The following is a 23412-nucleotide window of genomic DNA, read 5'->3' as shown; positions in this document are numbered from 1 at the left end:
AAAGCAATACTTTAAAAAGTTTTATGAGGTAATTGTTTTCGGGAACTGAAGGATAAACGTTGTGCCCTTGCCGTCCTTGCTTTCAAAGCTGATGTTGCCGTTCATTAGTTCCATATAGCGTTTTACGATGTGCAGGCCAAGTCCCGTGCCTTGAATGTTAACGGCATTCCCAGCTCTGTAAAATTTGGAAAAAAGATGCGGTTGAGCTTCGGCCGGAATTCCTATGCCTTCATCTCTTACGGTTAACAGTACCTCTTTGCCTTTCACCTCGGCTCGTACCCAAATTTGTTTTTCTTCGGGTGAATATTTGATAGCATTTGACAAAAGGTTGAGCAATACGTTACGCAATATTTTTTTGTCCTGGCAAAGGCTTGTGTCGCCTTCAATGTGCAGATGAAGGATTTGACATTTTCGTTTTAGCAAGCCGTCTATTTCGTCTGTCACATCCGTCAGAAATTCTTTCAGGTCAAACTCCGTGCTCCGCACGTCCACGCTGCCGTGTTCCAATTTTTCCAGCGATAGAAAGTCGTCTAAAATATTCGTTAGGTTTTTTACCGATGACTTAATGCGGTCAATGTGCTTCATTCTTTTTGCAGCTTGCTCCGGTTCTGTATAATGTTCCACCAGTGCCATGCTTGAGAGGATGGTGCTCAGCGGCGTCCGAAATTCGTGCGAAGCCAAGGACACAAAGCGGCTTTTCATTTCATTCAATTCCTTTTCGCGTTCCAATGCCTGCGTCAGCTCATAGGTTCGTTCCTTGACTTTGTTCTCCAACTCTTCGTTTGCACGGTGGAGTTCTTCTTCCACGGCTTTTCGCTTGGTGATGTCGCTGCGGATGGCAAGGTATTGATAAGGTTTTCTTTGCTCATTCAAAAACGGAACTATGGTGGTGTCCACCCAATAATAGCTGCCGTCCTTAGCTTTGTTTTTCAGTTCGCCCCGCCAAATTTTGCCGTTGGCAATGGTAACCCAGAGTTCACGGATAAAAGCTTTTGAATGGTAGCCCGAATTGATGATGCGGTGATCCTGTCCGAGCAATTCTTCTTTGGAGTATTTTGAAATCCGGCAGAAGTTTTCGTTTACGTGTGTAATGATGCCTTTTTGGTTTGTAATGGCTACAATGGCTGCTTCGTCAAGTGCCTGTTTGTAATCAAAAACTTCTGTTTCACTTTTTTGAAGGCGTTCTTCCAGGTGAGTTGTTAATTGCTCTATTTCGCTTTCAGCCTTTTTCCGGTTTGTAAGATCGCGGGTTAGTTTACCAAATCCAATCAGCTGTCCTTCTTCATCAATAAGCGATGAGAAAACAACATTTGCCCAAAACTGCGATCCATCTTTGCGCACCCGTAAGCCTTCGTCTTCAAACCGCCCTAGCTTCAGGGCTTCCCGAAGGTTTCGTTCCGGTTCGCCTTCGGCTTTTTCTTTGTCGGTATAAAAGACGGAAAAATGCTTGCCAATGATTTCGTCAGCAGTATAACCCTTTATTTGCTCGGCACCCTGGTTCCAACTGATGACGTGGCCTTGGGGGTCAAGAATGATGATGGCGTAATCTTTTACGCTTTCTATTAAAATGCGATAGCTCTCCTGCTTTCTATGAAGTAATTTTTCCGGCATGTCGAAAGTTTCTTGTAAAAATTTACAGCAGCAAAAACAAACGTCGAGTTACCTGAACCTTTGTTAATTAAATATACATTGAATCACAAAAATTGTTTGCTGCACGATTTTAAATTTGAGATGTTCCAGTGTATTGCTGCGGGCAAGGATGTAATGAACGTCTTACAGGCCTGAAATGTACAAATCAATTTGAGAATGTCGTTTACGCAAAACGTTCTACTGACCACAAACAGGTTTTTCATTGACGGCCGTCTTTGAAAAGGGTGTGATTCGAAAAATAAATTTGTCTTGTCAACAAAAACGTCAACATTAAAAATCAAAACATGTCAACCAAAGCAATTACACGGTCGTCATCTGTACCGTCTATTTTTGACGACTTCTTCAAACCCTGGAACCAATGGTTTGATGACGGCGGTTTGATCAATCGCGTATCAAATCTCCCTGCTGTCAACATCAAAGAGAACGGCAATCATTACACCGTATCGCTGGCTGCACCCGCCATGAAAAAAGAAGACTTCAAAATTGATGTGGACGGCAACATGCTTACCATTTCGTCTGAAAAAGAAGAAAGTACCGAGGACAAAGGCGAACGTTATACCCGCAAGGAGTATAGCTACAGCTCGTTCTCGCGCAGCTTTACCGTACCCGGCGATGTGAAGCTGGAAGCGATTGATGCCCGCTATGAAAACGGCGAACTAAAAATTACGCTACCCCGTAAAGAAGACACTAAAAAAGCCACGGCAACTAAACGTATTGCCGTGAAGTGACGCAGCCGCCATCTGGTATAAACACCCTGTGAGCTGCCCCGTTGCTTCCCTGCGGCGGGGCTTTTGTCGCCGCTTAAGCACAATCGTATGAAATGGTCTGTCAATCTCGTTACCGTAAAAGGTCTTACACTTTACCGGCAGTTACGGAAACTGTTGGAAGGCTACAAACTAAAAGACATGGTGATGTGCGATTACGATAGCCTTGATGCAAACGTAAACGTAAACAAAGCCATCGGCCTGTTACAGCAAAACTACGGCCGGCATTTTATTGTAACGAACAACGGTTTGCCGGTGGCTGCGTTGGCCGGCATGGAGGTAATGAAAGCCTTGACAGATGAGCAGTACGACGCCGGGATTGGGACACTTATGAAAGACAACTTTGTGGCGTTTGACGGTGATAAACCTGCAGTGGGCGTGCTGGAAAAACTTTCGTCCAACGAAGAAAAACTATATCCGGTAAGAGAAGAAGGCACTTTGCCGGTATTATAAATTTTCAGCGGGTGGTTAAATACACTCTTTTACCAAGACCGGGAGAAGGATTTTACAAAAGCCAAAATCCCGGTTGAATTGATCTAAAATTCCGTTACATGAAAAGCAATCTTCATAGTTATTCCGCAAGGTTAAAATATTTCATGTACGAAGCCGAAAGTTGGGAAAGGCTGTTGTTTTTTTGCAAAGAAGAACTCGTGCATTTTAAAAACCGACTGGCTGAAACAGTTGCGGATAATGAAGAGAATGTGGTTTTGTCGGTTGCTGAAAAATTTCAGGAGGAATTTCTGACGCAGGACAGAATCTTTTTTTGGTTATCGGATGAGTTAAAAAAGCAAATCGGGCTGCTGCAAAAAGATATGTATGTAGACGGTGAGCTTTTTCATGAAGCCGTGCGGAATCAAATCGAGTTGCGAAGAGAAATAAAAAAAACAGAAGCCCTGTTTACAGAAATAAAAAACTGTTATGCACTCTACCTAAACGAACGCTATGCGGTTGAAACCGGCTAACAATACAGGTTCTCCTGTGCAAGTGTTTTCGTTGTTATTTACCCGGGCTGTTGCATCGTTTACTCATTGACAAAAAATTCACGAAAAAGATATTTCACACGTCACTAAAACTTCGCCTTTTGCCAAGTGCCCGCTCCACTACGTAAATTACTTCTACCCGGAAAGCATCCCATTCCCTTATTGACAAACCGGAATTTTCAGAACCCGGTAACCCTTATCAAAACCCCTTCATTGCAAGCGATTGGTCCGATCTGATGATGGTCGTTGATGATGAAGAGCGGTTTTAATGGTTCAGATTGCGACGTTCTTTTCATAGAACGAATGAGAGTTTTGCAACCCCGTTAACCCGCTAAAAACTTTCCGTTTCACTGTTTTTGTTGAGCGGAAGAAAAACCGTTACCGTTGTGCCTTTGCCCAATTCGCTTTCCAGCTTTAGCTTGCCGCCAAGCAGATTCACGTAACGTTGCACAATGTGTAAGCCCAACCCTGTGCCCTGAATGTTTTGCGCATTTTTGGCGCGGAAAAAAGTTTCGAACAAGTGCCGTTGGTCGGCGGCGCTGATGCCAATGCCTTCATCTTTTACCGTCAGTATCGTTTCTTTTTCCGTTGCTGCAAGCTCTAACCAAATGGCACCTTTTTCGGTAAACTTCAAAGCGTTACTCAGCAGGTTGATTACGATATTTTTCAACAGTTTCTTGTCACTCTCTACGTTTCTTTCACCGGTGAAAGAAACGTGTACTGTTTGCTTTTCCTTTTTCAAAAGGCTCACTTCATCCAGCACATCAGCACAAAGTTGCTCCAGGTTAAAGACGGTTCGTTGAACCGCAACTTTTCCTTCTTCCAGTTTGCCCAGCGAGAGAAAATCATCGAGCAGATTGTTGAGGTGCTGGATGGCTTCTTTTATTTTCCCGGCGTGTTTTTGTCGGTTTGCCTGTTGCTCGGTAGTAGTATAGTGTTCAAGCAGGTAGATCGAGGAAAGAATGGTGCTCAGCGGCGTTCGAAATTCGTGCGAAGCCATGGACACAAAGCGGCTTTTCAGTTCGTTGAGCTGGTGTTCTTTTTCAAGAGCGTCTTTTAGGTTCTTTTCCGAATTTTTCAATTTGACAAGGCTTTCCGAAAGGTCTTTGCGCAAGTCGCTTTCTTCCGTAATGTCCATGGCCCATCCGCCTAAGTAAACCTTGTCTTCAGCTTCAACCGGAAACTTAACGACCTGGTAGATGCGTTCAACGCCGTCCGGCGTGATGGCCCGCTCAATGATAGTTAGCGGTTGCCTCGATTGATATAGGTTGTTGTTGTTTTGAAGAAAAGCCGAAGACATGGCCGTTGGAAAAACTTTGTTGAACGAAGTGCCAATGATTTCTTTGGAAAGGCCATAGGTTTTCAGGTAAGAGGGGTTCAGGTACTGGATGGTGCCGTTCTTGTCGGTGATCCACGACATAATGGGACTGTTTTCCATGAAAGTTTCAAACAGCATTCGTCCTTTGTACGACAATTGATTTAATTGTTCCTCTTCTTTTTTACTTGTGATGTCCCTTACCAATCCACAAGCATGCGTTGTGTTTCCGCTTTTGTCTTTTACAGGAAAATAATTTGCTTCCAACCAAATTTCTTTCCCGTCAAGCGATGCAATCTTTGCCTCATAAGTTGTCTTATCGCCGTTTAATGTTTTTTGCAATGCCAGCCTTACCTGTGCCTGTCTGTATGCGGGCATTTTAGAAACAAAATCTTCGCCGGGCAAGTAGTAAATGCCAAAGTCTGCTTCTGCCTTTTTATTGGCGCTTTCGTTTACCCAAACCAGTTTCAGGTTCTTGTCCACCATAAAAAAATAATCATCTACACTTGAAACAAGCGAGAGGAGAGTAGAGAGGGCTGTTGCAGTCCGGTGTATCGTCGTTACGTCGCGGTGAATGCCCACAAAGCCGATTGTCTTTCCGCTTTTGTTTTTTACAGCTGTTACCGATGCATCCAGCAAAAGCAGTTCGCCACCTTTCTTTTTAAATGACACATGTCCCTTCCAACAGCCTCTATCTTTCAGCGTTGCTCTTGCGGTTTCGGCAGATTCGCCAGGATAAATCAGTCGCAAAACATCCGCACCCAATCGTCCAACGGCATCACTGGCGTTAACCTCGAAAAGCTCTTCGGCTTTTCGGTTCCAATATTGAACTGTAAAATTTTCATCCGTTGCCACAACCGGCGTATCAACGCTGCCAAGCAGCGCCTGCAAATACTCCGATTGCATTATCAGTTCAACGTTTGTTTTGCTCATGGCACTCAAAATTGCCTTTTTACAACACCGTTGAAAATGAGTTTGAAGGGCATAAACACTGATTTGTATCAGTCATCATTGCACACTTCTTTCTTGTTTAATAGGAACCAGGATGGAGCGTGGTTGCCCAGCCCAGCAAAAAAATGAAATTTGAAATTATAAAGGAGGGATGAATCACGAACCTAAGCTCTTCGTGCTTTGTTCGGCTTGATGACTGTCAACGCTGTTTCTGAACTTTGTCATATAATGCAACAACCGAACAAGTAGCTTTATCTTGCTCCATCCCTCTGAAAGTTTTACCGCAATTCCCTCTTTGAAAAAGATTTTTCATTCTTCTAAAAAATAGTAAATGAAAAAGATTTTGGTTATAGAAGACAACCGGGAAATCCTGGAGAATACCGCTGAAATCCTTGAACTATCGCATTACGAAGTTGCTACGGCATCCAACGGAAAAATAGGAGTAGAGCAGGCTTTAACGCAAAAGCCTGACCTCATTCTTTGCGATATCATGATGCCCGAATTGGACGGTTACGGCGTACTGCACATGGTGCAAAAAAACCCGGATTTGCAAAACACGCCGTTTATTTTTCTTACCGCCAAAACCGAAAAAGAAGAAATGCGAAAAGGCATGTCCCTTGGTGCCGATGATTACATTACCAAGCCGTTTGACCCCACCGACTTGCTCAACGCTATTGAAGGACGTTTAAAAAAGGCGGAGCTTATTAAAGAGCGAATTTCAGCGGGATTGAACGGCGTCAATCAACTTATTTCCATCACAGGCGGTGAAAAAGCCTTGCATAATTTTGTAGAAGGCCGGCATGTTGATTTATATAAAAAAAAGCAACGCATTTACAACGAAGGAAATCATCCCATTCACCTTTATTTCGTGCTGAAAGGAAAGGTAAAAAATTACAAAACCAACGACGAAGGCAAAGAATTGATTGTTCGCATAGCCAGTGAAGGTGATTTTTTTGGCTATTCTGCATTACTTGAAAATTCGGTTTACAAGGAGAATGCGGACGCCATTGAGGATTCCGAAATTGTTGGCTTGCCGAGAAAAGAGTTCGAAGAACTCATGAACGCAAATCCGGAGGTTTCCCGCAGGTTTGTCCGGCTGTTGGCTTCTGACGTTGCCGAAAAAGAAGATCAACTGATACGCGTTGCATACAATTCGCTTCGAAAAAAAGTAGCCGATGCTTTGCTGACTGTTTATAAAACATTCAAAGACAATCCCGGTAAACCCATTAACCTAAGCCGGGAAAACCTGGCGGCAGTTGCCGGCACCGCTACCGAATCGCTCATTCGAACACTGACCGACTTTCGGGCCGAAAAGTTAATTGAGATAACCGACGGAAAAATCACCATCTTGAATGCTGAAAAATTGGAAAAGATGCTGAATTAACTGCTTTCTAAAAACAAACTGAAGCAACAGGTATTTGTTCACCTCAACGTGTAATCGAACGCCCCTACAATTGTTTATTCTCTTCTCTTACGCCCCAGTCCGTGTTTACCTGTTTCCTGCCAGCAGTTCCGCGTTGTGTATTCCGCAAAGAATTATGCGTGTATCAAGGACGTCATGTTAAGATCAATGTTCAATGGCTGTCATCTTTTTTACTGATGACCATCATTATTTCCCCCCTTTTCGTCTTCCTAACTTTATTTCTCGTGCCAAGGAAGCAAAGTAGGCTTTCGAAAAATAAAAGTTGTCAGGCTGTGTTGGGAAACCAATTTCTAAGGACGCTCAAACGCAGTTTATCATTTACCATAAATCAACGTTTATGAAACAAAAGATTTGGCTCATTACAACCGTCCTGCTCGTGCTGATTTCTTCCTGCAGAAAGAATGAAAGTCTGTTTGTATTCAAAGGCAATTCGCCGCATTTGAAAATTGCCGTGGTGAGCGACATTCATTACATGTCGTCCACTTTGATCACCAACAACGGTACGGCCGGTGAAGCGTTTCAAAACTATCTGAACCAAGACCCAAAGCTGCTGGAATTTAGCGACCCAATCTTTAGAACGGTTTTGTCTCAATTGAAAGCAGAACAACCGGACATTGTTCTTATTCCCGGCGACTTGACAAAAGACGGCGAAAGAATAAGCCACGAGGCGATGGCGTCTTTTCTTTCTACGTTAACAAACACGGGGAGCAAGGTTTACGTAATACCGGGCAACCACGACATCAACAACGCAAAAGCTGCACGCTTTGACGGCAACGCTTCGTACCCGGTGGCCAACATTCAGCCAACTGATTTTAGTTCCATTTACGGCAAGTTCGGTTACAACGATGCACTGGAAAGAGATGCACATTCATTAAGCTATCTTGTGCAACCCCAACAGGGTTTATGGATTCTGGCCATTGACGCAAGCCGGTATGAAGAATACGGTCCGGAAGGCGACATAGCCGACGGACGGATAAAGCCGGAAACCTTAGCCTGGATACTTTCAAAACTTGCGCAGGCAAAAGAGCAAAACATTACGGTTTTTGCCATGATGCATCACAACCTCGTGGAGCACTATGCAGGACAAACGCAATTAGATCCAGGTTATGTGGTTGACAATTGGCAAACCGTTGCCGCACAACTTGCCGATGCGGGATTAAAGGTCATCTTCACCGGACACTATCATGCCAACGACATTACACCTTTTGTACACGAGGGACACGAATTGTACGATATTGAAACGGGTTCGCTTGTAACGCCAACCAGCCCTTATCGAATTATAACGGTAAAGAACAAAGACCTGGATATTCGTACGGCACACGTACAATCCATTGGCGTGCCGTTGCCGCATGGCCTTAGCTTTCCGGCTTACAGCGATCTTTTCATCAACACGCATCTTGACGGCTATTTCTACAACTTGCTTACCGGCCCGTATAATGTACCGGGTGATTTAGCCACGTTTGCGGCACCAATTTTTAGAAACGCCATCAAGGCACATTTTGCCGGCGATGAAAAAATGCCGCCCGACCAACGAAAATTAATAGATGAATTGCGAAGCATGGCGCCGCAGCTTGCCGACATGGCAACAACGCTTTGGACGGACCTTGGGGTAAAAGACAACGACTTGCCGTTAAAGCTGCAATAATCATAATCGTCGTCGTTATCAAAGATGGATTATATGAAAAGGTTTGCTGTTTTCGTCGCTATGTCGCTTCTGGCTTCCTTGACATTCGGTCAGGAGAATGGGTCAAAAGTCGCAACTTCCTCTCTTTTGCAGTTAAACAAAGCTTACAGGATAACAATAGAGCCCTACGGGGCCAATGCAAAAAGAATCAAAGGATATTTATTAAATGTGGACAGTTCGTCATTGTGGATCACAACTGAAAAAAATAGATACGGTTATCGGGGCGGAAACAACATACCATATACTGCGTTAGGAAAGGTGTCCATTGTTCCTAAAGGAAAACAGGGAAGAAGCATACTCTTTGGCTCGATAGCCGGCTTCGTTGTTGGCGGAGCCGTTGGTGCGGGCATTGGTAGCGGTCAAAAAGGAATGTTCGGTGGCGCAGGTTTCGGTGCGTTTGCAGGAGCGCTTTCTGGCGCAATGGTTGGCGTTGTAATCGGTGCATTGGTGGGTATAGACGAACATAGATTTATTTTGCGCGGCAAGAAGGAAAATTATGCTGCGATGCGTCGCTCTTTATTGCTTGAATAATCTTACACTATGCTAATGAAAAGAGAATGTCTCAATCGTTTTTCAAACCAACAATGTATTTCTCTTTACGTGACACCAATCAGTTGCTTTACTGACCGCCTTCATTGATTGCCGTTCGTAAAATGCCAAGATTTGGTAATGCAACAAACGGCTACACAAAAGCAAACCTGGAAGATTTTTTAACGCAGTCCGGCGAGCTTTCTTCCTTTACCGGCCGCTTCTTTCAACAAGTGCATAAAAAGCGATTTGAAGCGGCTGAATTTATCAAACAATGTTTTGCATACGTTATCAATCATTGCCACTCATTGGCCTTACGGACTTTATTATACAGCATTCCACTGGCAAAGATGACGGGCATAACCATTAACAAGACAGTACATGAATGAGTTAACAATAATAATTTACCACGGCAGGAATGGTTACGATACTTGAACAGAGCAGAAAAAGTTTTCAGCAGTGCCCGCAATCCGAAAAGTTTGGCTATAACCTCAATCCGTCAATAATTGTTTGAATGAAAAAATGCGTAAAGCTTTTAAATCAAAGGCACTCTTAAACATCACACCACTTCTGGTTTAACGGGTTTGTTCAGAACGGTTTAAGATTTTTCCACTACGCTGCGATACTTCGTCCAATCAATTTCGTTTTCGCTTTTAGCAATGATAACGGTGGCAATGCTGTTGCCCATAAAATTGATGACGGCCCTGCCTTCGCTCATAAACCGATCCACGCCAATCAACAAGGCAAGCCCTTCCAGTGGAATCACTTTTAATGCTGACAGTGTTGATGCCAGAACAATAAAACCACTGCCCGTTACGCCGGCAGCACCCTTGCTTGTAAGCAATAAAATACCGATGACGGTAAGCTGTTGGCCAAGTGAAAGATCAACGCCGAAGACCTGCGCCAAAAAAATAACGCTCATGCTCAGGTAAATCGTGGTGCCGTCTAAATTAAAACTGTAACCCGTTGGAACAACCAGTCCAACCACCTCCTTTTCGCAGCCGGCTGCCACCAGTTTTTGCATCAGCGATGGCAGGGCAGCTTCGCTGCTACTGGCACCCAAAACAAGCAAAATTTCTTCCTTGATATAGCCAAGCAATTTCCACAAACTGATTTTATAATAGCGGCAGATAAGATTCAGCACAATGAAGATGAAGAGGAGGCTGGTGAGATAAAAAGTGAGCAAGAGTTTGCTCAAAACAAGCAGGGTTGCAAAACCAAACTTTCCGATGGTGTAAGCCATGCCGCCAAACGCACCCAACGGGCTAAAACGCATGATTATTTTTAGCACGTTAAAGAGTACTTTGTTGATTTTCTCAAACATTAGCAAGAGACCGTGGCCTGCATTGCCGAGCATTTTCAACCCGATGGCAAACAAAACGCTGAAGAACAGGATCTGTAAAATGTCACCCCTGGCAAAAGCTTCCATAACGTTTGCCGGAACGATGTGTGAAAAGAACTCGCCCCAATCAATATTGTTTGCCTGCTGCGAAATATCGGTGATTTGTTTGTTGGCCGTTTGAGGGGCCGCAATGCCGGCGCCGGGTTTTACAAGATTGGCAACAAGCAATCCGACAAGCAGTGCAAGCGTAGTGACGATTTCAAAATAAATGAGTGACTTCAGGCCAATGCGTCCCACTTTTTTTAAGTTGCCGGCACCGGCAATGCCCGATACGATGGTGAAAAAAATCACCGGCGCTATCACCATCTTGATGGCGTTAATGAAGGTTTCGCTGAGGAGTTTTGCCGTTGGAGCAAAATGTGGAAAGGCCCAGCCAACAAGCACTCCCGCAAAAATGCCAACGAGCACCTGCACGTATAAAATTTTTAAAAACTTCATCGTCTGATTTTTGAAAGTAGCAGCGCTTGTCGCACTTGCACCGGGCACCGCAACCTCAGTTGATGATTGCGCTTTTCCTGTTGCCAAAAAGATTCAAATTTTAAGCAGCCAATAAAGAAACGTTCTCACTTCATCTCGATGCCGTTCGTCACAAAAGAAATACCGAAGGCTGATTCAATCATGACCGTTTGAATGAGGGGCTCGATGCCGCTTTTTGTTGCGCCCCATTTGACAACGAAATTTGCACCTGCACCGCCTTCCGACTCAACGCGTTCAACAACAAATTCAACAGAGCTCATTGGCTTTACAATTACTGGCGAAGGCAGGTAATGTTTTAAGATTTCGCCTTGCGAGCCGTAATAAACAACATCGGTAACATAGAAGCTGTCCACGGAACTGGTGTTGCGAACGCTTAAGGTAACGCCCAGGTTTATTGTGGTTGTGCCGTCTTCGGTATAAATGTGCGAATAAACCGGAACGTAAACGGCGTGTTTGTCGGCTAATGCGGTGGTATCAAGGGACACATAATGATAAACCCTGCTGGGTAAACCGGTTTTTGTTTTGTTGCGATCCTGGCAGGCAAACAAGGCCAACAGGCAGAGCATCGCAAACGTTTGTTTTGTTTTTTTCATTGACGTGCACAGCGGTTTTGTAAACAAGAACCAATTTCTTCCTCCATCGTTTCTCTTATTAAACGAAAATAAGCAGACTCTGAGAGATAAATCTCCTTGTCTTCGCCCAGGAAATTTTACGTTTGAAAGCGACGGATGAAATTTGGCGAAGAGAAAAGGTCTCCGCAATCTTCTTGTTAGCGACTGTGGAATGACTTTTTAAGGCTGCATTGGAATGTGTTTCATTCGCTACTTCCTTCAGGGTTCCGGTAAAACAAGCAATCAATTGCAATGGCTAAAAATCATGCATCCATTTACAGTGCCCTTGTGGCAGACGTACTGATTGCCGTTACAAAGTTTTTTGCCGGTGCTTACACGCAAAGTTCTTCCATGATTGCCGAAGGCATTCATTCACTGGTGGACACGACCAATCAACTGCTACTTTTATACGGCTTGAAAAGAAGCAAAAAACCACCGGACAAACGGCGCCCGTTCGGTTATGGAAAAGAGTTGTACTTCTGGTCATTCATTGTTTGCATCTTGATTTTTGGTTTGGGTGGAGGCTTGTCCATTTACCAGGGCATTGTTCACATTCTTCATCCCGAGCCGCTTACGAATATTGGATGGAATTATGCCGTGCTTGGTTTTTCATTTTTCTTCGACGGCCTGTCTTTTGTTATTGCGGCAAGAGAATTCAACAAAACAAGAGGCGAACTTTCTTTCTGGCGGGCCATCGTTACGAGCAAAGACCCGCCGAGCTTTTTGGTATTGTTTGAAGACGGCGCTGCCGTTCTCGGTCTCGTGGTTGTTTTTATTTTAATGGTGTGTAACCACGCTTTTCATTTGCCCGTTTTGGACGGGGTTGCGTCCTTGCTTGTAGGCTTGATTCTCGTTTTTGTTTCGCTCATTTTAGCAAGAGAAAGCCGCAGCCTTTTGATGGGTGAGGGGATTGCACCGGAGACACAGAAGAAAATAAAGATTTTGGTAGAGAAAGACGAAGCCGTGATGAAAGTAAGCAATATCCTTTCCACATATCAATCGCCGGAAGAAGTAATCTTAATGCTCATCGTACAGTTTAAGCCCAACCTTGATACCGAAGATATTACCGGCTCCATTGCGAGAATCGAAAACACCATAAAAGAAAAATTCGACCGTGTGGAATTCATTTTGATACAACCGCAGGCAAAATCGCTTTCGTAAGAAATGTGAAAGCGATAAAAATATCGCCGGAAGAAAGTTCTTGCTTTGCCCTGCGCTACAACATAAGCAGCGAATATCATTCGTTGTTGTATAATCCTGGCTCTTCTTCATTATATAAAAGCAATTCCAATAAGTTAGGTGTACAAACGAAATACAACTTGCCCGTTCTTAAACAAGATAATTCTTTAGTTTTGCCCGGCAGATAGCAAAAGGTAAAGAAGGCTCCTTATTCATTTCTTTGCCTTCCATCCACCGTATTTTTCTATTATTGAGAAAGGTAGGAGAGGTGCCAGAGTGGTCGAATGGGACGGTCTCGAAAACCGTTGTACGGGCAACTGTACCGAGGGTTCGAATCCCTCCCTCTCCGCTGATGGGGACAAACAAGGCAAAGCTTTGTTTGTCCCCATTTTATTTTTGCATGAATCCCTTGCTGCTTGGGCAACAAGCCCAAAAAACGAGTTTACTTTTTCGGTTCGAAATGCCGCATTTTTCTTTGAATAGATGATTCCCTCGGGAAAGAGCAGTTTTTGTAGCTTTTCTTTCTTACCAACCGTGCTGGAAGTCCATACTGTAGCGAGTTTGGTCGAAAAGGTAACACCTTCTTCAATACTCTTTTTGAGGTTCGAAATCTGCGGGGTTAGCTTTTCCAGTACCTCCTTGATTTCTTCTCGTTCTTTGTTGTAACGGACATAGAACTTCTCAAAGCTTTCCTTGTTCATTTCTTCTAAGACATAGTGCTTTTCTTCAATGGTGTCAATCTTCTTGGTCACCTCGATCAGTTTTTCTTTCAAGGTCTTTTCTTGTTCGATGGATTCCTTATTGAGCTGCTCAAACCAGTATTCTATTTGGTAAGCAATGGGCTTAATCATTTTTGGCTCTACGCTGTAAGATGCAAGCAAGGTTTCAAATTCCTCATGCATTTTTTTGGCACTCCGGTTGCAGCCGCATCCCTTGGTTCTGCACTTGTAATACCACAGTCCTTTTGCTTTTACCACGTAGCCTGTAAATAGCTCTCCGCAGTCGTCACATTTAATGAAGACTTTCAGCGGTACAGCCTCCACTTCTTTTTTGTGCGGTACGCCGTAGTTGTGCGCTGCACGGTGAAGGCCGTTCACCTGCAAAAAGATCTCTTTGGAGATAAGTGCTTCATGGTTGCCTTCTACAACCTTTCCATCAAGAATTGCATGGTTGATGATGCCGCAATAAAAAGGCTTTTTAAAAAGCTTGGTCAACTGCTGCTTATACATCTTTACACCCATCGCACAGAGCCGCTGAATGATCTCTTCGTTTTTCATTCCACGGGCCCGCCAATGAAATGCCTTACGCAACTTCTTTCCTTCTTCGTTCACTACGATCTTCCGAACTCCATTGATTTTAATAATATCATAGCCTTGCGGTACACGGGTCACCCATTCTCCTTTTTGAAATTTCTCTTTCATGCCGGCAACCGCCCGTTGCTTGCGGAGCTGGTTGTCAAACTCAGAGAATAGAAGTTGAATGTTTTGATGTAGTACGCCGCTTGGGTTGGAGGTATCTGTTGGCTGCGTAACGGCAAAAACACTCACGCCGTACTTTTCGCGCAGGTCTTGGGCAAGCTTAATTGCGCCACCACCCGTTCGGGAAAAGCGGTCAAGGGTATAGACCAGGATATGAGAAACCTTTCCTTTATGCTTTTTGATAAATTCTAGCATCCGCAGAAACTCCTTTCGCCCGTCTGTTTTAGCAGATTCATAAGTGCCGCCAAAGTAGCTAAGTATGGATAGACCTTGCTTTGCGGCATACTCCTCAATCACCCGCCGCTGAAAGTCCAAGGAAAGGTTGGTATCAGCTTGCTCTTTTGATGAAACGCGGGTATAGACCACTGCGTTCTTCATGCTGTTCGTAACAACCCGAAGAGAAGACTGGTGTCCAAATTGTTTAAACGCGTCAAGACTCATGCGGCTTTGTTTTTAAGGGGTTCAGATTGTGATTCATTTATGCTTATAACCATCGTTTCGTTCTCTTTCAAAGATACAACTTGTTGATTATCAATGAAAATGTTGTTTTTACGGGAGAGGAAGTCCAGCAGGATGTAGGCAAATTGGGAGGAGGTGTGGCAAATGTTTTCCGCCTCCTCGTCAGACGTGTGTTCAAAGCCTTCAAAGGATCTCAGCACTTCCGGCGTTAAGGGTACTTTCTTCAGGTTAATAAGCTCAACGTCTTCATAGCTCGGTCGGGTTTTGGGAATTACAGATAGGGAGTGTTCTTTTTGAGCAGCAGATTTGGGTAGCTTTTTCATAGAGTTGTTGATAAATAATGCTAAAAGTATTAGCATTGGCAGTTTCGAGCAACTAATTTTGTTCACAGCACAACGTGGCAATTTTATAAGCATAAGACCAGAATTAGAAAGGCATTAGACCGGGCCAAGACAACGATTAGAATTGGATTAGAATGCGATTAAAAAATAACTGAAACAGGGTGAAAGCGCCGTTGTGGATAAGTTTTAAAACCAATAAATAAAGAAACAAAAACAATCGTGAGAGAAAGCATCCGTTCTACAGAAAAGATTTATACCCGAAAAGAAGCAGCCGATATGCTCAAAGGCAAGGAACGTGACATCCACTTGCTACGTGAAGACTTAAAACAAGCCTATAATGATATATTGTTACTCACAAAAGAGGTCCAGGCGCTTAAAGAAAAGATACAGACCCATGAAAATCCAGATGATGGCTACCGCAAAGAATGGACGTGGGTTAAAAAAATAGTTTTTGTGCTCGAACAAGCTGGAAAGCCTTTGCGTAGCCCGGAAATCATCGAAGTGCTGGCGAAAAGAGAAGAGCATCTTCGTAACCATTGGAACCAGGCACAATACTTCTCGGCATTTCTTGACATGGCATTAAAAGCAGAACGCATCAAACGAGAAAAGCGAAAGGGTGAAAGAGGCTTTTACTACTTTTTAACTTAAAAGCCCTTGTGCTCACTTGCAAAAAAGCTTCTTTCCTATTGATAAATAGCAAATTAGCAACCTATCAACTAGTTTTTTATCTTTCGGCTTCCAGAACAAAACTGCATGCCGAAGGTTAAAGACTTCTACCACCGTATTGAAATTATTGACGAATGCTTCCGTCAAAAGGGCAAGAAATGGAGTATTGATGCTTTATTGAAGGCTGTCAATCAAAAGTTACTCGACCGCTATGACGACACAGTAAGCAAAAGAACGGTTCAATATGCGCTTGATTACCTGATCAATGAAAAGGCTGCTCCTATCAAAAAGGCCAAACAAGGCGCAAAAGTTTACTATTTCTATGACGATGCTAACTACTCCATAAAAACACTTCCTCTAACTGACGAAGAAATTGTGCTTTTGAAGGATGCCGTAGAATTAATCAAGCAAATAGGGAGTGCTTCCATTGCGCAAGATTTGGTCTCCGTTATTGCTAAGTTGGAAAATACAATCGCAAAAAATCCCATAGCCGATAGAACTATTATTCAATTTGAGAGGCAAACAACAGCAACGGGTTTAGAATTCATGGATGACCTTTTCACAGGTGTGAAAGAAAAGATCGTTCTAAAAATTACGTATCAACCTTTCGGAAAAGAACCTTACGACCAACTAGTCCATCCCTACCTCTTAAAAGAATATCGTAACCGCTGGTTTTTGATTGCAAGAGACGATAAACATAATACGCTTTGCAATCTTGCATTGGATAGAATGAAAAGTGTAAAGCCTACAAAGGGAGCCTTCACAGAAAATGACTTATTTGATCCTGCAACCTACTTCAATAATTTAATTGGCGTCACGTTTCCATTAGACGAAGCAGTGAGTAATATCGTTTTAAAAGTGAAAAAAGCACAAGCCCCTTATATCACATCCAAGCCCATTCACTTTACCCAAGAAACAGAAGGGCCTTTTAGCGATGGAAGTATTTTGGTGAAGCTCAAACTGATTAATAACTATGAGTTGCGATCAGTCCTCTTAAGCTATGGGGCCGATATAGAAGTATTGGAGCCAGAATCTCTACGTGAGCAGATAAAATTGATCTTTCAAACTGGCAATTTGATTTATGAATAAGCTATGCAAATAGCTTGCACAAGTGCTTCCAACTTTTGTATCAACCAAAATATTTTTTATGCAAAGTTTCCTTCTTCCAATCTTTTGTTTGTTAGCCGGTGGTACTATAGCTTGGGTTATTCGCAAACTTTTATTTGAGAAAAATTTTGTGTCTGTTCCTGAATTGGATGCAGCGAAGAAGCAATTAAACGAGTTAATCACGCAGAAGGCTGTTGTTGACAGTGCCTTGGTTAGCTCTCGAACTGAAATAGAGAGAGCCTATTCACTGCTCCACTCCAAAGGAGAAGAGTTGATCCAGGTAAGGGCTGATTATACAAAAGCTCATACGGAAAATGGTTGCCTAATGCTCGACGTCAATGACAGAAACGTCGAAATCAACAACCTTAAAGTAAAGCTGGAAACAGCACAGGCCGAAATATCAATTGCGCAAAACCGAATTGCCAAACTTGAAGCTGAGGTTGTATATAAAACACGGCAATTGGACGAACAAGCAAAATCGCTTGAAGACATCGGGCGCAGGTTTGAAAAAGAATTTTCCAATTTAGCTCACAAGATCTTGGACGAGAAGTCAAAAGTTTTCGGTTCACAGCAGGAAGTAAGCCTAAAGCTTTTGCTTGAGCCGTTTAAGGCGGATATAGCCAATTTCAAAAAGGAGTTTTCTGAGAAACACAGCATAGAAGCAGCCGAACGTAATACATTGAAAGGTGTCATTCAGGAAATGGTGAACAACCACAAGATGTTGTCGGAGCAAGCGAATAACCTTACTAAGGCTCTAACTTTTCAGTCGAAGCAGCAAGGCAACTGGGGCGAAGAAATTTTAGAAAGTATTTTGGAACACTGCGGCCTGCAACACAATATTCATTATTTCAAACAATACAGCACAAAGGACGAAGACGGCATTCGCATACAGCCAGATTTTATTGTCAACTGTCCTGACAACCGATGTGTAATTATTGATTCCAAAGTTTCACTGAGCCATTTCACTGGCTATTGTTCCACTAACGTTGCGACGGAGCAAGAAGCCTTTTCTAAAAGTTTGTTGTTATCCATTAAGGGGCATATTGACGGATTAAGCGGGAAAAAATATACCGGAATTCCTAATACGCTTGATACAGTTATCATGTTCATGCCTGTTGAACCAGCCTATATATTGGCTATGCAGCTGGATCAGGATTTATGGCGCTATGCTTACAATAAGGGAATTGTACTTATCAGTCCGTCTAACCTTATTACTACCATTAAGCTGATCAGCAATCTTTGGCAACGGGACGCCATTAATAAAAATGCAAAGTTGATTGCAGAAAAGGCAGGGCGTCTTTACGACAAGCTGGTAGGTTTTGTGGACAATATGAAAAAGGTAGGCGATAGCTTGAACAAAGCGAACGATAGCTGGAAAGATGCCTATGGGCAACTGTATAAAGGGCATGGCAACCTTATTAATCAGGCAGAGTCCATCAAAACATTGGGAATAAAGACCGGGACGAAGGCTTTCCCTGCTGAAATTATAAGCGAAGCTGCCTTTGCTGACACGCTGACGCTAAATGGTGAGGTGAGTAATTTAGGTGAAGAGTAAGGTGTTGCGAATACTTATAGGTTCTTTGAATATTTAGTGCTGCTCATAGAATAGTGAGCTCCGTCAGAGTAATATTTTTTAAGTGGTTTAAATTACGTTTTCTTGCAGCGGAATTATGGAATATACGACTTCATTCACGGCTGGCGGTTTGCTATACAATGAGATTGATGCTTTGGGAACTATCTTAAGGCAACCGGACTGGAATAGTCAATTAGAAAGAGATGTAAAAGAAAACCGTCTGCTGAAGGTTAATTCTGAGGCATCGAGAAAAAGAGTAGTCCAGGAAGTAAGATTGCGTATGGATTACATGGATGCTGATTTTTGGGCTGTTTACGATGAGGTATCTGAGTTGGATAAAAAAGGATTGCTGTTTTTCGTCTGCTTACAGACCTATAAACTGATTTATGATTTCCATTTCAACGTTACCATACCAAAGTTTTTGTCGCTGGAATCAGAGATAGAGCCGTATTGGTACGAGATGCGTTTACAGGAGCTATCTTCTTCCCATCCCGAAGTGGATAGCTGGACGGATCAAACCAAACGGAAGGTGGTAACAAGGTATATTGATATTCTAAGAAAAGTGGGGCTAGTCGAAAGAGACAAGCTAACAAAGAAAGCTTTTTCGGCAGCTATCTTTTGTTACTTTTTAAGCAAAGGCAATTTGTGGACATTAGACGCTTTTTTTCTGAAGCAAGCGGAAAAAGAAACAATCATTAATTTTTGTAATGACAATTAAAGAACTATACGATCTCTTATGTGATAAATCATTTCAGGACCCTGCCACCGGGTACTTGTTTTTTCCTGCCTATATGTATTTGTATGAACCGGAGATGGAATACCACATTAGACAGGAAATACAAACGATGAAAGAAAGGCTGGTGCGACCTACCGACTTCGTTGATGTATTAGCACTGAATATTTTCGATGAGTTTTGCCAGTACCTAAAGACGCAAAAATGGGGAACCTCTAATTGGCTGGAATTTATCTTATCAGAGGAAGCAAAAAATCACACAACGGTTCAAACAACCATCCGGCAAAAGGCAAATGATCGAAAGTTTTGCGAGTACCTGAATTACCGGATACAAAGCCATCTCTCGGAGATAAGTGATCTGAAGAAAAGCTACGTATTTGTGTATGGCTTCGGCCAGATCTATCCTTACCTGCGGGCCAGCAAATTCATGAACCTATTTGAAGGCTATATCAAAGAATACAAAATCATTTTATTCTACCCAGGAGACGCCAAGAAAAATTACAACCTCTTTAAAGTCTTAAACGACGAAAATCTTTACCGTGCTATAAAACTTATTAATGAGTAACATGCTGATACGTGAACTTTTTGAAAAACGCATTGACCGAAACATTAATCCGGCCGTTGTTGTAAGCACCGACGACACAGCTACCATTGAAGCTGAGATAGGTGAGTATGTATTCACCGATGATTTATTAGACAAATCATGGCGGTTTTTGAATGCCGTTGCAAATAAAAGAGAAGGCAAAGCCGGGATTTGGATCAATGGCTACTACGGTTCTGGTAAGTCGCATTTTATCAAATTCATGCACTATTGCCTAAACCCGCATTTTTCTGCAAAAGCGTTTGAAAAGATTCTGGCCGCTGTAAAGGGATATGACCCGTTTAAGCCAGGTAATAACGAGGAAATAACAGAGTCTAAATTCAAGGCTTTGCAGAAGCGCATTGCTGACTTGCATTGCAAGGACATTCTGTTCAATGTGGAAGCTGTTACCGACGACCATTCCGGCGAAAAGCTTACCCGTATTTTCCTGAACATGTTCAACCAATTCAGGGGCTATAACGCTGTCAACATTCCATTGGCCATTCTTTTAGAAAAACCTTTGGAAAAGGCGGGTAAGTTTGGGGCTTTTAAACAAGCCATCTCTGATAGTTTGCAGCACAATTGGGAGGCAGAAGCCGCGGACTTAGCTGGTTACAAACTCGAAACTATTCTGGATATTGCCAAAAAACTTTTACCAGAGCTGGATGTAAAAGCACTTCATAGCACACTTACCAATCCATCCAGTTATCACATAGGCATCACGTCTAAATTAATTCCGGAGCTAAAAGAGTACGTGGCGGAAAAAGGAGATAATTTTCGTCTGGTATTCCTGGTGGATGAAATCTCGCAATACATCGGGCATAACAAAGACATTCTGCTGAACCTTCAGAGCATTATTGAAGAAGTAAGTCATGGCCTAAAAAACCAGGTGTGGATTGCGTTGACCGCGCAACAAACCTTGGAAGATGTGGTAGAACGTTTTGATCATCATGCAGGCAAGTCAGATGAATTTGGAAAGATCCTGGGACGTTTCGATACCCGTATTTCTTTGGAAAGCAACGATGCCTCTTACATTACGAAAAGAAGGGTGCTGGAAAAAAATGCGACAGGCACGAAGGCGTTGAATGATTTGTATGCGGAAAAGAAGGACTTCATACAACACCAGTTTAAGCTATCGCATGATTTGTATAAAGGCTATGACGATGCAGACGATTTTATTCTTTCTTATCCTTTCGTTCCATACCAATTTCGCCTGATTGCCGATGTGTTTTCCGCTTTTCAGCATTTGGGCTATGTAATTACCGAAGTAAAAAACAACGAACGTTCGGTGATTGGCGTAACACACTACACGGTGAAAGAACATGCAGACGAGAAGGTAGGATTATTCATCGCCTTTGACCATTTTTTCAACAAGCTGTTTCGGAACAACCTAACCCACATAGGTCGGCGAGTTATAGATAGAGCTTTATCCTTAACCTATGTGCGAGGCAACGAGTTTGCACAACGGGTGGTAGGCACCTTATTCATGATCTCTAACCTGGAAGACAATGTGCTCTTAACCTTCCCACCCAACATAGATAACCTTACGGTTTTATTGATGACCGAACTGGATCAAAACAAGGCGCAGCTTCAGAAGCAAATTAAGGATGTGTTGGAACGATTGGTCGAAGAGAGCATTATTCGTGAGGAAACGGGTAAGTTTTATTTCTATTCGGAAGATGAAATTCAGGTGACCAACCTGATTAAAAATACAAAGCCAACCTTTGATGACCGTCTTTCAATTGTTAATGATTTAATCAACCCTCTTCTGCGCATAGAAAGCAAGTTCGCATTAGAAGAGAATGACATTCGCATTGGTTATGCCATTGATGACAAGGAGATTTACCGCAACGGTGATATTAAAGTAAACATTGTGCTCTTCGACAAGCAGCCGCTTGAAGAAAAAGCGATGAACACCATTGCCAATGACCTCTACATCTGCCTGAACGAATGGTTTACCAAAGACACTGCTTTTAGTGCCGACCTGGAATGGTACACTAAGAACATCATCTACTTTAAAAACAACACGTCAGCGGCTACCGGCGAACGGGAAAAAACCTTGCAAAATTTTAAAAGCCGCAACGATGAATTAAAGAGCAAGCTACTTCTGAAGTTTACGGAGAAACTTTTGGAAGCTCGTTTTATCTCCCTTCAACAGATTTTAGAAGCCAGTGCGGTAAGCGGTTCGCAAACGAGGGAGCGATATGCCAATACCTTACGCTACCACCTTGAACGAGTGTACAAGTTTATAAAATATGCGGCCGGCTATGCCCGAACAGCAGCTGACTTACGTACAAGAGTGGCACAATCCATCCAGATAACAATGGACGGTGAACTGCCCAACGGCGAAGCCAAGGTGGAAGAGTTTATCCTCGCAAATGGCAACGAAGCAACAATGGAAGAACTAGTTCGCAACTTTACCAAAATTCCCTTTGGATGGAAGGACGTTGCCGTCATTGACATGGTGGTAATGCTGAATGCCCGCAAGTTGCGTGACCTGGAATACCGGAACACGCCACGTTTTCCTGCGGCCGCTTTTATTGAAAAAGCCATCACCACGCCGGAGCGACCCGGCTGCGTGGTAAAATCATTGGGGGGCATTGATGCTAAGCTGGTTGATGATGCCACAAAAGCTTTCGGCGCCATCTTCAATAAGTCCACTTCCTCTTTCCCTACGGATGGCTACAAATTGGCGGAACAGATGACACAACAGTTGGCTGCGCTCAAAGACGATTATGCCTCTTATCAGGATAAATACGACAAGCTCTATCCCTTTGGCAAAACCTTCAAGGAGATTACAGAAACGATAACAGCATGGATAGACATTCGTGACCCCAAACGATTGTTTACGGAATTGATAGATGGACAGGCAGCGGCAAAAGCCCTGCGTGACAAAACGGAAAAGACAAAAGATTTCATTACGTCGCACATTGCCAAGTATGATGAAATCAAAAACTTTTACCTGGGTAACGAAGCAAACTTTGCTTCTCTGAACGATAGCGATAAAGATGTAGCTTCAAAGCTGGCGCAGTTCCTGTTGAATGCGGAACCTGCAAGCGAGTTTAGGGTGGCCGTAAAGCAGTACGAACAGTTAAAAGCCGCATTGTCAGGATACATTGATGGCTTACGGACAAAAGTGGTCACTGTTTACGAAGAAGTGTTTGCCGATTTGGAAACGAAGGCGGCAGAGTTGAAAGTTGATTACAACGCTTACATCAACAAAGACCAGTTCCTTCAGCGCCTCAAAACGTTGAACGATATTACCCAGCTTCAATTGGAAACCTCAAAGGCTGATAATTTCAAAACCGAAGGCCTGGAAACTATATATAGAAAAGTGGCCGAAGTGGCTGACGGTGGCTCCGACGGGCGGGAGAAAAAAACCCAGCGGTATAAAGTGTCCAAAATCCGAAGCACCATCAGTACGCAGGAAGAACTGGATGCTTTCGTGAAGCAGGTATCCACCGAAATGCAAAAGCTCATCTCTCAAAACAAAACCATCATCATCGAGTAA

At 43.1% G+C, this 23412-nt stretch carries 18 protein-coding genes, 1 tRNA gene and 1 pseudogene; 14 read left to right on the top strand and 6 right to left on the bottom strand.

Features of this window, described 5'->3' with window-relative positions:
* Window positions 1–21: 21 nt before the first annotated feature.
* Complete coding sequence (locus FSB75_RS05050) at window positions 22–1611, bottom strand: sensor histidine kinase (protein ID WP_146783714.1); 1590 nt, start codon at window positions 1609–1611, stop codon at window positions 22–24.
* A 323-nt stretch (window positions 1612–1934) separates the two neighbouring features.
* Here FSB75_RS05050 and FSB75_RS05045 point away from each other — a divergent pair, with 323 nt between their 5' ends.
* From FSB75_RS05045 to FSB75_RS05035, 3 genes are all read left to right on the top strand, one after another.
* A complete protein-coding gene (locus FSB75_RS05045) occupies window positions 1935–2378 on the top strand; it encodes an Hsp20/alpha crystallin family protein (protein WP_146783712.1) in 444 nt (147 codons plus the stop codon).
* Window positions 2379–2465: 87 nt separating this feature from the next.
* Window positions 2466–2867 carry a hypothetical protein gene (locus tag FSB75_RS05040; RefSeq protein WP_146783709.1) on the top strand — a complete coding sequence of 134 codons (402 nt, stop codon included), beginning with the start codon at window positions 2466–2468 and terminating at the stop codon, window positions 2865–2867.
* 197 nt (window positions 2868–3064) lie between these two features.
* Window positions 3065–3376, top strand: a complete 312-nt coding sequence (locus FSB75_RS05035; protein ID WP_146783706.1) for a hypothetical protein — start codon at window positions 3065–3067, stop codon at window positions 3374–3376.
* Window positions 3377–3725: 349 nt separating this feature from the next.
* On the opposite strand, the gene FSB75_RS05030 is transcribed toward FSB75_RS05035, so the two are convergent.
* Complete coding sequence (locus FSB75_RS05030; protein WP_146783703.1) at window positions 3726–5642, bottom strand: PAS domain-containing sensor histidine kinase; 1917 nt, start codon at window positions 5640–5642, stop codon at window positions 3726–3728.
* A 349-nt stretch (window positions 5643–5991) separates the two neighbouring features.
* On the opposite strand from FSB75_RS05030, the gene FSB75_RS05025 reads away from it, so the two are divergent.
* The 3 genes from FSB75_RS05025 (at window position 5992) to FSB75_RS05015 (ending at window position 9298) form a co-directional block, all read left to right on the top strand.
* A complete protein-coding gene (locus FSB75_RS05025; RefSeq protein ID WP_146783700.1) occupies window positions 5992–7044 on the top strand; it encodes a response regulator in 1053 nt (350 codons plus the stop codon).
* Window positions 7045–7420: 376 nt separating this feature from the next.
* Window positions 7421–8728 (top strand): metallophosphoesterase family protein, encoded by a 1308-nt coding sequence (locus tag FSB75_RS05020; RefSeq protein ID WP_146783698.1) that lies wholly within the window; start codon window positions 7421–7423, stop codon window positions 8726–8728.
* Window positions 8729–8761: 33 nt separating this feature from the next.
* Entirely contained in the window at window positions 8762–9298 is a 537-nt protein-coding gene (locus tag FSB75_RS05015) for a hypothetical protein (RefSeq protein WP_146783696.1), read from the top strand.
* A 595-nt stretch (window positions 9299–9893) separates the two neighbouring features.
* Here FSB75_RS05015 and dctA read toward each other — a convergent pair.
* Window positions 9894–11135 carry a C4-dicarboxylate transporter DctA gene (gene dctA / locus FSB75_RS05010; RefSeq protein ID WP_146783692.1) on the bottom strand — a complete coding sequence of 414 codons (1242 nt, stop codon included), beginning with the start codon at window positions 11133–11135 and terminating at the stop codon, window positions 9894–9896.
* A gap of 125 nt (window positions 11136–11260) precedes the next feature.
* Window positions 11261–11767 carry a DUF3124 domain-containing protein gene (locus FSB75_RS05005; RefSeq protein ID WP_146783689.1) on the bottom strand — a complete coding sequence of 169 codons (507 nt, stop codon included), beginning with the start codon at window positions 11765–11767 and terminating at the stop codon, window positions 11261–11263.
* Between the two features lie 270 nt (window positions 11768–12037).
* Between FSB75_RS05005 and FSB75_RS05000 the strand changes: the two genes are divergently transcribed.
* A complete protein-coding gene (locus FSB75_RS05000; protein ID WP_146783686.1) occupies window positions 12038–12946 on the top strand; it encodes a cation diffusion facilitator family transporter in 909 nt (302 codons plus the stop codon).
* 280 nt (window positions 12947–13226) lie between these two features.
* Window positions 13227–13313 (top strand) — tRNA-Ser (locus FSB75_RS04995).
* 751 nt (window positions 13314–14064) lie between these two features.
* Here the strand turns inward: FSB75_RS04995 and FSB75_RS22340 are convergent.
* A pseudogene (locus tag FSB75_RS22340) lies at window positions 14065–14820 on the bottom strand (recombinase family protein); the annotation flags it as partial.
* A 59-nt stretch (window positions 14821–14879) separates the two neighbouring features.
* Window positions 14880–15224 carry a hypothetical protein gene (locus tag FSB75_RS04985; protein WP_146783683.1) on the bottom strand — a complete coding sequence of 115 codons (345 nt, stop codon included), beginning with the start codon at window positions 15222–15224 and terminating at the stop codon, window positions 14880–14882.
* 237 nt (window positions 15225–15461) lie between these two features.
* Here FSB75_RS04985 and FSB75_RS04980 point away from each other — a divergent pair, with 237 nt between their 5' ends.
* From FSB75_RS04980 to brxC, 6 genes are all read left to right on the top strand, one after another.
* On the top strand, window positions 15462–15890 hold the full coding sequence (locus FSB75_RS04980; protein ID WP_146783680.1) for a hypothetical protein: 429 nt from the start codon (window positions 15462–15464) through the stop codon (window positions 15888–15890).
* Window positions 15891–15995: 105 nt separating this feature from the next.
* The gene (locus tag FSB75_RS04975) at window positions 15996–16997 is read left to right on the top strand and encodes a helix-turn-helix transcriptional regulator (protein ID WP_146783677.1); all 1002 of its coding nucleotides are present in this window, start codon (window positions 15996–15998) and stop codon (window positions 16995–16997) included.
* A 58-nt stretch (window positions 16998–17055) separates the two neighbouring features.
* Window positions 17056–18570, top strand: a complete 1515-nt coding sequence (gene rmuC / locus FSB75_RS04970) for a DNA recombination protein RmuC (protein WP_146783674.1) — start codon at window positions 17056–17058, stop codon at window positions 18568–18570.
* Window positions 18571–18685: 115 nt separating this feature from the next.
* Window positions 18686–19306 (top strand): BrxA family protein, encoded by a 621-nt coding sequence (locus FSB75_RS04965; protein ID WP_146783671.1) that lies wholly within the window; start codon window positions 18686–18688, stop codon window positions 19304–19306.
* Window positions 19296–19886 (top strand): BREX protein BrxB domain-containing protein, encoded by a 591-nt coding sequence (locus FSB75_RS04960; protein WP_146783668.1) that lies wholly within the window; start codon window positions 19296–19298, stop codon window positions 19884–19886. Before FSB75_RS04965 ends, FSB75_RS04960 begins: the two co-directional genes overlap by 11 nt.
* A gap of 1 nt (window position 19887) precedes the next feature.
* Window positions 19888–23412, top strand: coding sequence for a BREX system P-loop protein BrxC (gene brxC / locus FSB75_RS04955; protein WP_172623061.1), 3525 nt, complete (start codon window positions 19888–19890; stop codon window positions 23410–23412).

It is taken from the genome of Flavisolibacter ginsenosidimutans (genome assembly GCF_007970805.1).
Classification (GTDB): domain Bacteria; phylum Bacteroidota; class Bacteroidia; order Chitinophagales; family Chitinophagaceae; genus Flavisolibacter; species Flavisolibacter ginsenosidimutans.
Note: the sequence above shows the minus strand (reverse complement) of the source record. Positions and strands in the feature narration are given on the sequence as shown.

Excerpts from the sequence above, each read along its gene's own strand:
- FSB75_RS05015 (WP_146783696.1), top strand. The coding sequence starts at position 8,762 with ATGAAAAGGTTTGCTGTTTTCGTCGCTATGTCGCTTCTGGCTTCCTTG.
- FSB75_RS04965 (WP_146783671.1), top strand. The coding sequence starts at position 18,686 with ATGGAATATACGACTTCATTCACGGCTGGCGGTTTGCTATACAATGAG.
- FSB75_RS05030 (WP_146783703.1), bottom strand. The coding sequence starts at position 5,642 with ATGAGCAAAACAAACGTTGAACTGATAATGCAATCGGAGTATTTGCAG.
- FSB75_RS05045 (WP_146783712.1), top strand. The coding sequence starts at position 1,935 with ATGTCAACCAAAGCAATTACACGGTCGTCATCTGTACCGTCTATTTTT.
- FSB75_RS04975 (WP_146783677.1), top strand. The coding sequence starts at position 15,996 with ATGCCGAAGGTTAAAGACTTCTACCACCGTATTGAAATTATTGACGAA.
- FSB75_RS04960 (WP_146783668.1), top strand. The coding sequence starts at position 19,296 with ATGACAATTAAAGAACTATACGATCTCTTATGTGATAAATCATTTCAG.
- brxC (WP_172623061.1), top strand. The coding sequence starts at position 19,888 with ATGCTGATACGTGAACTTTTTGAAAAACGCATTGACCGAAACATTAAT.
- FSB75_RS05025 (WP_146783700.1), top strand. The coding sequence starts at position 5,992 with ATGAAAAAGATTTTGGTTATAGAAGACAACCGGGAAATCCTGGAGAAT.
- rmuC (WP_146783674.1), top strand. The coding sequence starts at position 17,056 with ATGCAAAGTTTCCTTCTTCCAATCTTTTGTTTGTTAGCCGGTGGTACT.
- FSB75_RS05040 (WP_146783709.1), top strand. The coding sequence starts at position 2,466 with ATGAAATGGTCTGTCAATCTCGTTACCGTAAAAGGTCTTACACTTTAC.
- FSB75_RS05050 (WP_146783714.1), bottom strand. The coding sequence starts at position 1,611 with ATGCCGGAAAAATTACTTCATAGAAAGCAGGAGAGCTATCGCATTTTA.
- FSB75_RS04985 (WP_146783683.1), bottom strand. The coding sequence starts at position 15,224 with ATGAAAAAGCTACCCAAATCTGCTGCTCAAAAAGAACACTCCCTATCT.
- FSB75_RS05020 (WP_146783698.1), top strand. The coding sequence starts at position 7,421 with ATGAAACAAAAGATTTGGCTCATTACAACCGTCCTGCTCGTGCTGATT.
- dctA (WP_146783692.1), bottom strand. The coding sequence starts at position 11,135 with ATGAAGTTTTTAAAAATTTTATACGTGCAGGTGCTCGTTGGCATTTTT.
- FSB75_RS05005 (WP_146783689.1), bottom strand. The coding sequence starts at position 11,767 with ATGAAAAAAACAAAACAAACGTTTGCGATGCTCTGCCTGTTGGCCTTG.
- FSB75_RS05000 (WP_146783686.1), top strand. The coding sequence starts at position 12,038 with ATGGCTAAAAATCATGCATCCATTTACAGTGCCCTTGTGGCAGACGTA.